Consider the following 14557-nt stretch of genomic DNA (forward strand, 5'->3'; position numbering starts at 1 on the left):
TCAGTCGGATTCCAACTCGATGTCGATACCCAGCGAGCGGATTTCCTTGACAAGAACATTGAAGGACTCGGGCATGCCCGGTTCCATACGATGGTCGCCATCCACGATGTTCTTGTACATCTTGGTCCGACCGTTCACATCATCAGATTTGACGGTAAGCATTTCCTGCAGGGTGTAGGCGGCACCGTATGCTTCCAGTGCCCACACTTCCATCTCCCCGAAGCGCTGACCACCAAACTGCGCCTTACCACCCAGCGGCTGCTGGGTCACCAGGCTGTAGGAGCCGGTGGAACGGGCGTGCATCTTGTCATCGATGAGGTGGTTGAGCTTGAGCATGTACATGTAGCCAACAGTCACCGGGCGGTCGAACTGATCGCCGGTGCGGCCATCGTACAGCGTTACCTGACCGCTGGTGTCCATGTCCGCCAGCTCAAGCATACGCTTGACCTCAGCTTCCTTGGCACCATCAAACACGGCTGTTGCCATCGGCACACCGCCACGCAGGTTGTCCGCCAGCTCCAGGATCTCGGAATCGCTGAGGCTCTCAAGCTGAACCGCAGACACCTCGTCACTGTGATTATAGATCTCAGCCAGCAGTTCGCGAATTTCGGCGACCTTGCGCTGCGCTTCCAGCATCGCGTTGATCTTGACGCCCAGGCCCTTGGCGGCAGCGCCCAGGTGAGTTTCCAGCACCTGACCAACGTTCATCCGGGAAGGAACACCCAGCGGGTTGAGCACCACATCGACCGGGTTGCCCAGCTCATCGTACGGCATGTCCTCGATCGGCATGACCGCGGAGATAACACCCTTGTTACCGTGACGACCCGCCATCTTGTCACCCGGCTGGATGCGACGCTTGATGGCCAGGTAGACCTTGACGATCTTCAGTACGCCCGGCGCCAGGTCATCGCCCTGCTGGAGCTTGCGCTTCTTGTCTTCAAAACGCTGCTCGTGCTCCTTCTTGCGGTCTTCCAGGCTCTGCTCGGATTTCTCCAGCAGTTCGTTCAGCGGCTCGTCTTTCAGACGCAGCTTGAACCAGTCATCCCGCGGCAGCTCGGCCAGATAGCTCTCTTCCAGAGTGGCGCCTTTCTTCAGGCCCGGACCACTGAGGATCTCCTGACCCTTGAGGGCGTTCATCAGACGCTCGTAAGTGGCACCTTCAACAATGCGGTACTCGTCTTTCAGGTCCTTGCGGTACTTGTCCAGCTGCTCTTTCTCGATGGACTGGGCACGCTGGTCCTTCTCGATACCATCACGGGTAAAGACCTGGACGTCGATGACGGTACCCCGGGTACCGGTCGATACCCGCGCGGAGGTGTCCTTCACATCCGAGGCTTTCTCACCAAAGATCGCACGCAGCAGCTTCTCTTCCGGCGTCAGCTGGGTCTCACCCTTCGGCGTCACTTTACCCACCAGGATGTCACCCGGGCCGACTTCGGCGCCGATGTAGACAATGCCGGATTCATCCAGCTTGGACAGAGCACTCTCACCCACGTTCGGAATATCAGCGGTGATTTCCTCACTGCCCAGCTTGGTGTCACGGGCCACACAGGTCAGTTCCTGAATGTGGATCGTGGTAAAGCGGTCTTCCTGCACAACTTTCTCGGAGACCAGGATGGAATCCTCAAAGTTGTAACCGTTCCAAGGCATGAACGCGATGCGCATGTTCTGACCCAGGGCCAGTTCGCCCAGATCCACAGACGGACCGTCGGCGAGCACGTCACCACGGGCAATCTCATCGCCCTGCTTCACGATGGAACGCTGGTTGATGCAGGTGTTCTGGTTGGAGCGGGTGTACTTGGTGAGGTTGTAAATATCCACACCAGCGTCACCGGCTTCGGTCTCGGCGTCATTGACACGCACCACGATACGGGCCGCATCAACGCTCTCGATCACACCGCCACGACGGGCGGTCACACAGACACCGGAGTCCTGCGCCACAATTCGCTCAATGCCGGTACCAACCAGCGGCTTGTCGGCGCGCAGGGTGGGCACAGCCTGACGCTGCATGTTCGCACCCATCAGGGCGCGGTTGGCATCATCGTGCTCCAGGAACGGAATCAGTGAGGCCGCAACCGAAACAACCTGACGCGGAGAAACGTCCATGAAGGTAACGTTTTCCGGCGGCGTCACGGTGAATTCGTTGAGGTGACGAACCGTAACCAGCTCATCCGCCAGGCGACCATTCTCATCCACCGCGGCACTGGCCTGGGCGATAACGTAGTTGCTTTCCTCAATGGCCGACAGGTAGGCGATCTCATCGGTCACCTGGCCATCAACCACTTTGCGGTACGGACTCTCCAGGAAACCGTAGGAGTTGGTCCGGGAGTAGGTTGCCAGCGAGTTGATCAGACCGATGTTCGGCCCTTCCGGCGTCTCGATTGGACAAACCCGACCGTAATGGGTCGGATGCACGTCCCGCACCTCAAAGCCGGCACGCTCACGGGTCAGACCACCCGGCCCAAGCGCGGACACACGACGCTTGTGAGTAACCTCGGACAGCGGGTTGTTCTGGTCCATGAACTGGGACAGCTGACTGGAGCCGAAGAACTCTTTAACGGCAGCCGCAACCGGCTTGGCGTTGATCAGGTCCTGCGGCATCAGGCCTTCGCTTTCGGCCAGGCTCAGACGCTCACGTACTGCACGCTCAACCCGTACCAGGCCAACGCGGAACTGGTTTTCGGCCATCTCGCCCACAGAGCGGATACGGCGGTTGCCCAGGTTATCGATATCGTCGACGTTACCCTGACCGTTACGGATGTTGATCAGAGTCTTGAGGACATCGATGATGTCTTCGTTGGTCAGCGTGCCCGGACCGGTGCTCTCCTCACGCCCCAGACGACGGTTGAGCTTCATGCGGCCCACACCAGACAGGTCGTAACGCTCGTCGGAGAAGAACAGATTGGTAAACAGATTTTCAGCCGACTCTTTGGTAGGCGGCTCACCCGGGCGCATCATGCGATAGATTTCTACCAGCGCCTCAAGCGGCGAGCGGGTAGGATCAATGCGCAGGGTGTCAGACATGAACGGACCGCAGTCCAGATCATTGGTGTACAGGGTCTCAAGCTCGGTGATACCGGCGTCCAGCAGCTTGGTGAGGACGTCTTCAGTAATTTCGGTATTGCACTCAACCAGAACCTCACCGCTCTTGGTATCGACCATGTCACGCGCGATGACGCGACCATAGAGATACTCGGACGGCACTTCCAGTTCAGTGATGCCGGCTTTCTCGAGCTGACGGATATGCCGCGCGGTAACCCGGCGACCTTCCTCAACAATGACTTCACCTTCATTGTCTTTGATGTCAAAGGTGGCGATGTCACCACGCAGACGGCTCGGCACCAGCTCCAGCTTGCTGACGGTTTCGCCAATCGTAAACTTGGACGTCTCGAAGAACATCTCCAGCATCTGCTCTGACGTGTAACCGATGGCACGCAGCAGAATGGAGGCAGGCAGCTTCCGGCGACGGTCGATCCGTACGAACACGGAATCCTTGGGATCGAACTCGAAGTCCAACCAGGAACCACGGTAAGGAATCACCCGCGCGGAGTAGAGCAGCTTGCCGGAAGAGTGGGTCTTACCCTTGTCATGATCAAAGAACACACCCGGGGAACGGTGCAGCTGGGAGACAATCACCCGCTCGGTACCGTTGACAATAAAGGTACCGTTCTCTGTCATCAGGGGCATTTCGCCCATGTAGACTTCCTGTTCCTTGATGTCCTTGATCGCCTTGTTGGACGATTCCTTGTCATAAATGATCAAGCGGACTTTCACCCGCAACGGCGCTGCGTAGGTCACACCCCGAAGCTGGCATTCCTTGACGTCGAACACCGGCTCGCCAATGCGATAACTCACGTATTCGAGCGCCGCGTTGCCAGAATAACTGGCAATCGGGAATACGGATTTGAACGCTGCGTGCAGGCCAGTTTCCTGGCGCGCTTCCGCAGCCGCTTCCATTTGCAGGAAGTCCCGATATGAATCCAGCTGAATAGACAGCAAATAGGGGACATCCATCACGGAAGGCAATTTACTAAAGTCTTTGCGAATCCGCTTTTTCTCAGTGTAGGAGTAAGTCATCTGCATTCCCCAGCTTTAGACCTGATACCTGGTATCAAGAAGCAACCATTGTTTTGCTTCGGGGCCGAGTTGCTCGGCATACTGCGCCGTCTTGAACAAGACTCTGGCTGTAGGTTGTTAGGGACACGAGGGCCCTCAAACCACTTCCGCTGCAACGCTGTATAGCATATACAACAGAAAAAGGCCGGCGGCCCAGGGCCGCCAGCCCGTCCATGCTTATCGCACGGTAGCGTTCAGAAACCCGCTATTACTTGAGCTCAACGGAAGCGCCTGCTTCCTCAAGCTTCTTCTTGGCTTCTTCAGCTTCGTCTTTAGCAGCAGCTTCCTTGATGGTGGAAGGTGCGCCGTCGACCATTTCCTTAGCTTCTTTCAGACCCAGACCGGTCAGCTCACGAACGGCCTTGATGACGTTTACTTTCTTCTCACCAGCACCGGTCAGAACCACGTCGAACTCGGTCTTTTCTTCAGCGGCAGCAGCATCGCCACCGGCAGCAGCCGGAGCAGCGGCAACAGCAGCTTCAGCGGAAACGCCGAACTTCTCTTCCATTGCTTCAACGAGCTCAACAACGTCCATTACGCTCATTTCAGCAATTGCATTCAGAATATCGTCTTTTGACAGAGCCATGACTTTCTCCAATGTAAAATGTGTAGGGTGTTCAACAGAATCAAGCTGCGTCGCGCTTCTCGTCGCGGACTGCAGCGATCACACGCGTAATCCTGCCCGGAATATCGTTCAGGCTGCGTGCGAGCTTGGTAATCGGTGCCTGTGTAACCACGGCCAGCTTGGTCAACGCCTCGTGGAGGGTTGGCAGCTTCGCCAGGCGATCGATCTGCTCCGCGCCCATCAGCTCACCGCCGACGGCCAGGGCCTTGATCTCAAACGCCTCGTTTTCTTTGGCAAAATCCTTCAACAGGCGCGCTGCGGCACCCGGATCTTCCATAGAAAACGCCAGAATAGTCGGACCTACCAGAGCTTCGTCGATGCACTCGAACTCAGTGCCGCGAATCGCAATCTTCGCCAGGTTGTTACGAACAACCTTCAGATTGACGTTTTCGGCACGAGCCTTGGCACGAAGCGCCGTCATGTCACCGGAAGTGACACCACGGTAGTCGGCCAGAACCACAGACAGAGCATTACCAGCAGTCTCGTTGACTTCAGCGACGATCGCCTTCTTGTCTTCGAGTCTAATTGCCACTGGATTTCTCCTTGATTTCGCCAGTCGGAACGACCGGCAAACCCATCATTGCCCTTGCGGGCCCCTAACGGTGTATGGGTTCAGAGAACGTCATCACACCGTCTGCGCAGGCGTTGCTTTAACCCTTGTGGCCACCGTTGCCGGTGACCTCGGGGGCCTGCGGTCTTTGACAGCCTTGGCTTCCGCCAAAACTACAAAGTGCCTACCGAATCAGGGATCAGATGTTCAGACCGCTCTGATCGATAGCCAGGCCAGGTCCCATTGTGGTCGACAGGGTTACCTTCTTCAGGTAAACGCCTTTCGACGACGCAGGCTTGGCCTTTTTCAGGTCTGCCAGCAGCGCTTCAAGGTTCTGCTTGATCGCATCGGCAGAGAATTCAACGTTACCCAGCGGAGCGTGGATAATGCCGTTCTTGTCAGTCCGGTAACGAACCTGACCAGCCTTGGCATTCTTGACCGCAGTCTCAACGTCCGGGGTTACGGTGCCAACTTTCGGGTTCGGCATCAGGCCACGCGGGCCCAGAATCTGACCCAGCTGACCAACAACACGCATGGCGTCCGGAGTGGCGATGACCACGTCAAAGTCCATGTTGCCTTTCTTAACTTCTTCAGCCAGATCGTCCATGCCAACCACGTCCGCGCCAGCGGCGGTGGCTTTCTCGGCATTGGCACCCTGGGTGAATACCGCTACGCGAACGGTCTTGCCAGTGCCGTTCGGCAGAACGGTGCTGCTACGAACAACCTGGTCTGATTTACGCGCGTCAACACCGAGGTTAACGGCAACGTCCAGAGACTCCTGAAAGTTAACGCTCTGGCCCAGCTCAACCAGCACAGCAACCGCATCTTCTACGGAGTAGACACGACCGGCTTCGACTTTTTCACGGATCAGCTTTTGACGCTTGCTCAGCTTTGCCATGTTACAGGCCCTCCACGTTCAGGCCCATGCTGCGGGCAGTTCCGGCGATGGTACGAACCGCTGCATCCATATCGGCAGCAGTCAGGTCCGGCTCTTTGGTGGTGGCAATTTCTTCCAGCTGAGCGCGGGTCACGGTACCAACTTTGTCGGTGTTCGGACGGGCAGAACCACTCTTCAGACCGGCAGCCTTCTTCAGCAGAACGGCAGCAGGCGGAGTCTTGGTGATAAAGGTGAAGCTGCGATCGCTGTATACGGTGATCACCGTCGGAATCGGCAGGCCCGGCTCCATGCCCTGAGTCTGGGCATTGAACGCCTTACAGAATTCCATGATGTTTACACCGTGCTGACCCAGCGCAGGACCAACGGGGGGACTCGGGTTGGCCTGACCGGCAGCAACCTGAAGCTTGATGTACGCTTCAATCTTCTTTGCCATGATTCACTCCTTTGGGTTCGAACGCCTCTCGGCTCCCCATGGGTTTAATAACATAAGGACCAGACACAAAAAGCCCGCGTCACCATGGTGCGCGAGCTTTTGCCTGATCCGCTACGGCTCAGTCTTTTTCGACCTGCCCGAACTCCAGCTCAACCGGAGTGGAACGACCGAAAATCAGAACCGCAACCTTGACCCGACTCTTGTCGTAGTCAACTTCTTCCACAACGCCATTGAAGTCTGCAAAGGGACCTTCAATAACGCGTACAATCTCGCCCGGCTCAAACAACGTCTTCGGCTTGGGCTTATCGACGCCACTCTCAACCCGATTCAGAATAGCCTCAGCCTCTCTCTCGGTAATTGGAGCCGGCTTCTCCTTGGTGCCACCAATAAAACCAAGCACCTTAGGCGTATCTTTCACCAAGTGCCAGGTGGCGTCCTCCATCTCCATCTGGACGAGAACATAACCAGGATAGAATTTGCGCTCACTCTTGCGCTTTTTACCGTCGCGCATTTCCACCACTTCTTCGGTGGGCACGAGAATATCGCCGAACAGGTCTTCCATGCCATTCAGGACAACCCGCTCTTTCAGAGTGCGCATTACATGCTTTTCGAAACCCGAATACGCATGAACAACGTACCAGCGCTTAGCCATTGCACACCCCTGTTAACCAATAAAACCGGAAACCAGAAAACTGATAAACGAGTCCATACCCCAAAGCAGAAGCGCCACCACCAGCACAAACACAACTACGATCGCCGTAGTTTGAATGAGCTCTGGCCGGGTCGGCCAAACCACCTTCCGAATCTCGACGCGAGCTTCTTTCAGCAGGGTAGCAAAACGGCGCCCGCGATCGGTCTGCAAAGCCACAAAGGCCGCAACCATCGCAAGGACAACAAGGGCGAGAACACGATACAGCAATGACTCGGCGTTGAAATACTGATTACCCACTACACCAACGGCAATCAGAACGAAAACAACCAGCCACTTCATCGCATCGAAGCGACCGGTTGAGCTATCAGCTTTTGACTCCATAGGAATCAGCTTATGTATCCGGATGTTGTGAAATGGCAGGCCAGGAGGGAATCGAACCCCCAACCTGCGGTTTTGGAGACCGCTGCTCTGCCAATTGAGCTACTGGCCTGCACCGAAAACTCAGTGCACTCACTACAAAGAAGAGCAGCCCGAAAGGGCCGCTCACTCTATTCTTACTCTACAATCTTAGCAACAACGCCGGCACCAACGGTACGGCCGCCTTCACGGATGGCGAAGCGCAGACCTTCTTCCATCGCGATCGGAGCGATCAGAGTAACGTCCATCTTGACGTTATCACCCGGCATTACCATTTCAACGCCTTCCGGCAGCTCACAGGAACCGGTCACGTCAGTGGTCCGGAAGTAGAACTGCGGACGGTAGCCCTTGAAGAACGGAGTGTGACGACCACCCTCGTCCTTGCTCAGAACGTACACTTCACACTCAAACTTGGTGTGCGGGTTGATGGAACCTGGCACTGCCAGAACCTGACCACGCTCAACGTCGTCACGCTTGGTACCACGCAGCAGAACACCAACGTTCTCACCGGCACGGCCTTCGTCCAGCAGCTTGCGGAACATCTCAACACCAGTACAGGTGGTCTTGGTGGTCTCGCGGATACCCACGATTTCCACTTCGTCACCAACCTTGATGATGCCACGCTCAACACGACCGGTTACCACAGTACCACGACCGGAGATGGAGAAGACGTCCTCGATCGGCATCAGGAACGGCTGATCGATCGCACGCTCCGGCTCAGGGATGTAGTCATCCAGAGCCTCTACCAGCTTCTTAACAGCGGTAGTACCCATCTCGTTGTCGTCTTTGCCTTCCAGCGCCATCAGCGCGGAACCCGTGATGATCGGAGTGTCATCACCCGGGAAGTCGTACTGGCTCAGCAGATCACGAACTTCCATCTCAACCAGTTCCAGCAGCTCTTCGTCGTCGACCATGTCGGCCTTGTTCAGGAACACGACGATGTACGGAACACCAACCTGACGGGACAGCAGGATGTGCTCACGAGTCTGCGGCATGGGGCCGTCAGCTGCGGAGCAAACCAGGATCGCACCGTCCATCTGGGCAGCACCGGTGATCATGTTCTTCACATAGTCGGCGTGGCCCGGGCAGTCAACGTGTGCGTAGTGACGGATCGGAGAATCGTACTCAACGTGAGAAGTCGCGATGGTGATACCACGCGCCTTTTCTTCCGGAGCGTTATCGATCTGGTCGAACGCACTGGCAGTACCGGTACCCCAAACTTCGTGACACACACGAGTCAGAGCAGCTGTCAGAGTGGTTTTACCATGGTCAACGTGACCAATGGTGCCCACGTTGACGTGCGGCTTACTACGCTCAAACTTTTCTTTGGACATTCGACCTATCTCCCTAATCAACCATGACCGAAACGTTGACCGGACAAATAATGGAGCTCATGACCGGAATTGAACCGGTGACCTCATCCTTACCAAGGATGTGCTCTACCGACTGAGCTACATGAGCATTAAAACTTCATCAAATTGGAGCGGGCAGCGGGAATCGAACCCGCGTCATCAGCTTGGAAGGCTGAGGTAATAGCCACTATACGATGCCCGCAAGCAATAAGTGGTGGAGGGGGCAGGATTCGAACCTGCGAAGGCGAAGCCGTCAGATTTACAGTCTGATCCCTTTGGCCACTCGGGAACCCCTCCCAATACAACCTCGTTTTCGCGAAGCTGCGCAAAACCTTAAAGTGGAGCTGGCGGACGGAATCGAACCCCCGACCTGCTGATTACAAGTCAGCTGCTCTACCAACTGAGCTACGCCAGCTCACATTCGCCTCATCAGCGAGGGCAGCATACTACGGACTTTTTTTCGTGGTTGCAACACCTTCACAACCATTTATTTCAACCAATTCAAATTGGTGCCCATAGTTCGCCCGAGCCTGATCCAGTTCCTGGGAACCTGATGAATAGGCCGCCTCAAAAGCGAGCGCGTATCGTATCTGATTTCGGGGGAATAATTCCAGTACTGCCGGAAGATTTTCTGAAATTCTTTTCTCAAGGACCCGCTCAGCGGATTCCCGGGATTCAAACAGCCCCAACGAGATCGCGTTTTCCATCTCGCCACGGGTCACCAGGTACGAATCAACGCCTCGACGCTGCACATCGCGGAACAGTTCCAACGCTGCGTCCCGGCTCGACCGGGGTGGGATGATGACCCAATGCAAAGGCGGCTGCTCAAACTCCTGTGCCTCAACCTCCGGCTCGCTGATGGCAACAGCGCTCAGATCGCCCGCCAGGGCAAGCGCGGCCTCCTCGCTGTCGAACCATCCCAGACGGAAGCAGTAGCGTTGGACCGGCTTCGGCTCGGGGATCGGAATCTCCGCCAGCGCCGGATCAGCCTCCGTTACCGGTCCACTCTCCTGCCGGCTTTCGCCAGGGACATCGGCGATCGCAACCTCCGACGCCTCATTCGCGGTACCGGTGCCACTGTGCGCAGATTCCGGCGTCGGTTCCGGCGCTTCGACGTCACCCTCACCGGCCGACGGCGGCGGCACGGTTTGCAGCTCGGACACCCGGGGCAACCGCCCGCTCGCATCCGCATCACGCTCAACGTCGTCCGGCCCCGAGAACAACCACCAGAGCCCCAGATTGCCCAGCACCAACATCAACACCAGCCAGCGCATAATCAATCTTCCCGGACGTCAGCGGCCACAATCTCCAGCCCGTCGAGTACCAGACCGGGCACAGACTCTCCCTGCAGGCCACAACCGATCAGCCGATCCGAGTCGCCACCGGTAATAAACACCTTTTCTAGTCCCAAGGTCCTCACATCCTCCCTGAGTTGTTGAACCATCCCCCGCCACAGCCACTCAACCCCGTGATGCACACATTCTGCGGTGGACGTCCCTGGTGCCGAGTCCCCCTGGACCCGGCCCTCGAAGTGAATACGGGCGGCATCCTGGCTGAGGGCGCGGTACATCATATTCTGTCCAGCCAGAATGTAGCCACCGAGATGACGGCCATCCGCAGCCACATAATCCACCGTGACCGCGCTACCAGCATCAACAACCGCAATCCCACCGCTCACTCGGCTACGGGCAGCAACCATCGCATGCCAACGATCGGCACCCATGGTTTCCGGCCTATCATAGGCACAGACCAATCCCTGCCGCCGTGACTCAGTCCAGAAATACTCCGGTGGTACCGGAGTGATCCGTCGCAACCGCTCCTCCAGCTGCCGCCGGCCCTGGTCAGAAGCCACCGTGCTGACGGCAACCTGATTGATACCCTCACCATTCACTGGCAGATCAGCGAACAGCAAGTCCGAACCGATCGTCCCCTCTCCTTCAAAAACCGTGTTCCAGCCCCGCAACCGCCATTTGACCCGGCTATTGCCCATATCGACAAACAGCTTCATGCGTCAATCCGCAAGCTAATCTCCCCGGCTCGTATCGGGGACCGGTTACCGGCATCGTCTTCAACGAGGTAGCTGCCGTCCTGGTCAATGCCACAGCCGGTACCGACCAGTTGGCCCTGGGTGGTCACCAAAGACCGCCCCCGAAACAGATCCCGGTCAGACCAACGCTCGTGGAAACGGCCAAAGCCCTCCGCCTGGAAGGCCTCACTGGCGGCCAACACCCGAGTCACCAGTTCCGCTGCCAGAGCATTGCGGCTCCACTCCTGCTCAGGGGCGACACGAGCAAGACTGGTCCAGGCCTGATCAACATCGGACGCTTCGTGCATATGGACATTGACGCCAATGCCAATCACCACCTGGATAAAGCCCTCCTCCAGTTCCCCAAGCAGTTCAATGAGAATGCCTCCGAGCTTACTGCCGTTGTGATAGACATCATTGGGCCACTTCAATTGCAGGGGTCCGGTGCCGAAACTCTCAATCGCCTCCGCCAGCGCAACACCAAACACCAGACTCAGACCGTCCAACTCGGAGAACCCGCCCCGAATGCCCAACCCGAAGCTGATGTAGAGGTTCTCGCCCTTCGGGCTTTGCCAGGCCCTGCCACGTCGTCCACGGCCAGCGGTCTGACAATCCGCCAGACACACCAGAGTGCCCGTCGCCTGCCCGGGTAAGCGCCGCTGGCGCATAATTTCGGCGTTGGTGGAGTCAACCTCGTCCAGCACCATCAGCCGCAGCTGTTGCGCCAGACCATCGCCAAGCCCAGCACAGATGCGATCGTGATCCAGTAGATCGACGGGGGATTGCAGGCGATAGCCCTTACCACGAATGGTCTCAATCTCCACCCCCTGCTCCTGGGCCTTGCGAAGCTGCTTCCAGATCGCGGTTCGGCTGATACCCAGACGTTGGGCCAGGGATTCGCCGGAATGGACCTGCCCATCCGACAGCAATTCGACAAGTACTTTTAGATTCATGGGACAGAGGGTCCGGAAAACAAGCGAGTGATAGTGCCGGATTAAACACCAGGCAGCAGGAAAAAACAAAGAAGGGAAGGACCAGACGCTCGGGGCGAGCGTCTGGTCAACACACTACTGGATGGGCGTGGCGGTCAGGTTGGCCTTGATGTCGAAGTTTTGCATTTTGACACCATAGACCGCGGTTTGGGCACCCCCGATCGGATGCACCAGGTCGATGTTGTTGATGGAGAGTTCCTTGAAGCGGGCCTCGGCCTGCACCGCAAAGCCCAGAGGACGGTTCTGCATGTCCGCTGCGGTCGGGTTGGCCACATAGCGATAGCCTTCCGGCGCACCCGCATCCATGATCCGCTCGTCTCCACGGTTACCCACAACCCCGCGGGAGTCGGCACCGTCCTCCCTCTTAACCACCCGTGTCTGATAGACATCCACTGCGATGTCGCTCTGGATGCCGTAGGTGTTGTCTTCCACCCCATCGCCATCAAAATCGCCGCCATCGCTGGTGTAGATGTCATTCAACACCAGCTTCATGCCGGAATCGTTGATGGGGTTGCCGCTGCCGTCCAGCTGACGGTTGGATTCCCAGGTGAAGGCATTTTTGCGGGTATCGCTCACAGCCCGCGCCAACACATGCTTCATGCGAACGGTGACACCTTCCTCACCCCGGGTTTCCCAGACGCCACCGGAGGCCTCGCAGCTGGCCGCGTCAGACCCCATACCACCAGCGCAGACATCGCCCGCGCCACCGGGCAGGATAGTCATCGAACTGCCCTTTTCATATTTCTGCACCACAAAGCGACCAAAACTGGCGCCACTGGACTTGTCACCGACCCGGAGGTTGCCCACATCCATGGTACTCCAGGCCTCGCCCTTGATGATCGCCAGACCTTCGTCGGTCACATCAACGGTCATGTCACGGATGTGCATGTCGTAGTTCAGGTCGCTGACCCAGAGACCGGTCTGTGCGATCTCGCCGGCACCTTCGTCGTAGGGATTGGCGATCAGGGCGGCACTGCCGTTCCGGATCTGCACATCGGAATTGATGGTCAGCCCCTCGCCGCTGGCACCGCCGGCGCCCAGGGTCAGATGACCATCGAGTTCAAAGTCGTAGGCCGGGTAAAAACCCAGCGCCAGCAGCAATTCGGTACCACCCTGCAGCGGCGCGTTCTCATCGCCAACCCGCAGACCATTGATACGATAGCCACCTTTGATACCCTCAAAGCCAACCCGCAAACCGTCAAAGAAACGGGTACCGTTCTGGACTTCATCACGGGTCACATTGACGGTCACATCACCCTGCCCCCAGGATTGCAAACCGCTGAAGATCACCCGGTTGTTGTCCTCGGTGTAACTGAAGTCCGCGAGCTGAAGGCTCCACTGGGCCCCCAGCCTCAGCCCCTGAGGACCCGCGTCAGCATGGCCTCCGCCCATCAGGTAAAGTGCGTTGGTGTAGCTCTGACCGCGAATGACCTGATCCTGGAACAGGAAGCTGACATTCAGCCGCCCCAGACTCTTGTTCTGATTACCCAGCTCAATGCGGCCGATGTTGAAGGCCCCGGACAGCCCGCCGACGGAGAGTGCCAGCGCCTCACGGCCGTTCCAGTCCTTGTCGACATCAATCCGCAGGTCGGTAAGGTTGTAGTGACCGGTGATGTCCCTCAGCCCCAGCGCATTGCCATCATCCAGGTAGATGAAGTTGGCACTGTTGATCTGGGTGTTGGAGTCGATGCGGATACCTTCCTGGCCAACCCGGCCACCGCCACCGATGTAGGTTTCACCGGAGAGGTTGAAATCCCCCTTGAAGCCGCCGTATGAGGGCAATTCCAGGCCCGTGGTGGCATCGGTGGGCGAGCCGTGATTGAGCGGATTGTCGGAATAGCGAATCGCCCCGACCTCGTAACTGCCAATCAGCTCCGGGGTGGTGAACAGCAGCTGGTCCCCCACCACGTCCATGGTCACGCCTATGGCCTGGACGTCCATGGTGATGTCGTCCAGAAATACTTCGTTACCATTGGTGCGATAACCGATCCGCCCCCCGGTCATGGTGTAGGCACTGTCGAAGGTGTAACCATCCGGGCTAAGGGTGCCACCGGGTGAGAGGCGGAAGGTGCCCTGGAGGCTGTGATCAAAGAACAACCCGCCCATCCCCACGCCGGGCGCGCCTGGCAGGGTGACGTCCTCAAATTCGATGCGACGGTCTTCAACCAGATAACCGAGGTTCAGGCTGCCGTCGGCCTCAATGTCCAGATCGATCTTGTGGAACGCACCGCCATTGGGATCGGTCGCAGAACCAATGCGCACGTTCTCCAGGTGGATACCGTTGCCATCATCAAAATAGGACAGCCGATCGACGGTGGTCTGCAGATCCAGCTCCAGGGTTACCCCGGCCTGGCCACTGATGGAAGACATCATCGAGTCATCCAGGCTCTGCAGCTCGCCGACGGCCGGCATGGCAGCAAGCCCCAACCAGCCACCGAGCACTGGCGTCAGACAGGCGATCCGGGTCTGAGTCATTGGTCGTGCCATAGCGCCCTC

At 57.6% G+C, this 14557-nt stretch carries 12 protein-coding genes and 5 tRNA genes; all 17 read right to left on the reverse strand.

Going from position 1 to position 14557, the window contains the following annotated elements; all coding sequences use genetic code 11:
• Nucleotides 1-4077 carry a DNA-directed RNA polymerase subunit beta gene (gene rpoB, locus J2887_RS18115; protein ID WP_227172537.1) on the reverse strand — a complete coding sequence of 1359 codons (4077 nt, stop codon included), beginning with the start codon at nucleotides 4075-4077 and terminating at the stop codon, nucleotides 1-3.
• Nucleotides 4078-4324: 247 nt separating this feature from the next.
• Entirely contained in the window at nucleotides 4325-4702 is a 378-nt protein-coding gene (rplL, locus tag J2887_RS18120) for a 50S ribosomal protein L7/L12 (RefSeq protein ID WP_227172538.1), read from the reverse strand.
• Nucleotides 4703-4742: 40 nt separating this feature from the next.
• Complete coding sequence (gene rplJ / locus J2887_RS18125; RefSeq protein WP_227172539.1) at nucleotides 4743-5273, reverse strand: 50S ribosomal protein L10; 531 nt, start codon at nucleotides 5271-5273, stop codon at nucleotides 4743-4745.
• Between the two features lie 217 nt (nucleotides 5274-5490).
• The gene (gene rplA, locus J2887_RS18130) at nucleotides 5491-6189 is read right to left on the reverse strand and encodes a 50S ribosomal protein L1 (protein ID WP_227172540.1); all 699 of its coding nucleotides are present in this window, start codon (nucleotides 6187-6189) and stop codon (nucleotides 5491-5493) included.
• A 1-nt stretch (nucleotide 6190) separates the two neighbouring features.
• Complete coding sequence (gene rplK, locus J2887_RS18135; protein ID WP_227172541.1) at nucleotides 6191-6622, reverse strand: 50S ribosomal protein L11; 432 nt, start codon at nucleotides 6620-6622, stop codon at nucleotides 6191-6193.
• A gap of 118 nt (nucleotides 6623-6740) precedes the next feature.
• On the reverse strand, nucleotides 6741-7274 hold the full coding sequence (nusG, locus tag J2887_RS18140; protein ID WP_227172542.1) for a transcription termination/antitermination protein NusG: 534 nt from the start codon (nucleotides 7272-7274) through the stop codon (nucleotides 6741-6743).
• Nucleotides 7275-7286: 12 nt separating this feature from the next.
• Entirely contained in the window at nucleotides 7287-7655 is a 369-nt protein-coding gene (gene secE, locus J2887_RS18145) for a preprotein translocase subunit SecE (protein WP_227172543.1), read from the reverse strand.
• Nucleotides 7656-7688: 33 nt separating this feature from the next.
• Nucleotides 7689-7764: transfer RNA gene (locus J2887_RS18150), tRNA-Trp, on the reverse strand.
• Between the two features lie 64 nt (nucleotides 7765-7828).
• Nucleotides 7829-9025 (reverse strand): elongation factor Tu, encoded by a 1197-nt coding sequence (tuf, locus tag J2887_RS18155; protein ID WP_227172533.1) that lies wholly within the window; start codon nucleotides 9023-9025, stop codon nucleotides 7829-7831.
• Between the two features lie 51 nt (nucleotides 9026-9076).
• A tRNA-Thr gene (locus J2887_RS18160) sits at nucleotides 9077-9152 on the reverse strand.
• A gap of 18 nt (nucleotides 9153-9170) precedes the next feature.
• Nucleotides 9171-9245: transfer RNA gene (locus J2887_RS18165), tRNA-Gly, on the reverse strand.
• Nucleotides 9246-9255: 10 nt separating this feature from the next.
• A tRNA-Tyr gene (locus J2887_RS18170) sits at nucleotides 9256-9340 on the reverse strand.
• Nucleotides 9341-9382: 42 nt separating this feature from the next.
• Nucleotides 9383-9458, reverse strand: a tRNA-Thr gene (locus tag J2887_RS18175).
• A gap of 31 nt (nucleotides 9459-9489) precedes the next feature.
• Nucleotides 9490-10317 carry an SPOR domain-containing protein gene (locus tag J2887_RS18180; RefSeq protein ID WP_227172544.1) on the reverse strand — a complete coding sequence of 276 codons (828 nt, stop codon included), beginning with the start codon at nucleotides 10315-10317 and terminating at the stop codon, nucleotides 9490-9492.
• 2 nt (nucleotides 10318-10319) lie between these two features.
• Nucleotides 10320-11051 carry a type III pantothenate kinase gene (locus J2887_RS18185; protein WP_227172545.1) on the reverse strand — a complete coding sequence of 244 codons (732 nt, stop codon included), beginning with the start codon at nucleotides 11049-11051 and terminating at the stop codon, nucleotides 10320-10322.
• Nucleotides 11048-12022 carry a biotin--[acetyl-CoA-carboxylase] ligase gene (locus J2887_RS18190; RefSeq protein ID WP_227172546.1) on the reverse strand — a complete coding sequence of 325 codons (975 nt, stop codon included), beginning with the start codon at nucleotides 12020-12022 and terminating at the stop codon, nucleotides 11048-11050. Before J2887_RS18190 ends, J2887_RS18185 begins: the two co-directional genes overlap by 4 nt.
• A gap of 114 nt (nucleotides 12023-12136) precedes the next feature.
• Nucleotides 12137-14548 carry a DUF6160 family protein gene (locus J2887_RS18195; protein ID WP_227172547.1) on the reverse strand — a complete coding sequence of 804 codons (2412 nt, stop codon included), beginning with the start codon at nucleotides 14546-14548 and terminating at the stop codon, nucleotides 12137-12139.
• Nucleotides 14549-14557: the final 9 nt, after the last annotated feature.

Source organism: Marinobacter sp. CA1 (genome assembly GCF_020546665.1).
Classification (GTDB): domain Bacteria; phylum Pseudomonadota; class Gammaproteobacteria; order Pseudomonadales; family Oleiphilaceae; genus Marinobacter; species Marinobacter xestospongiae.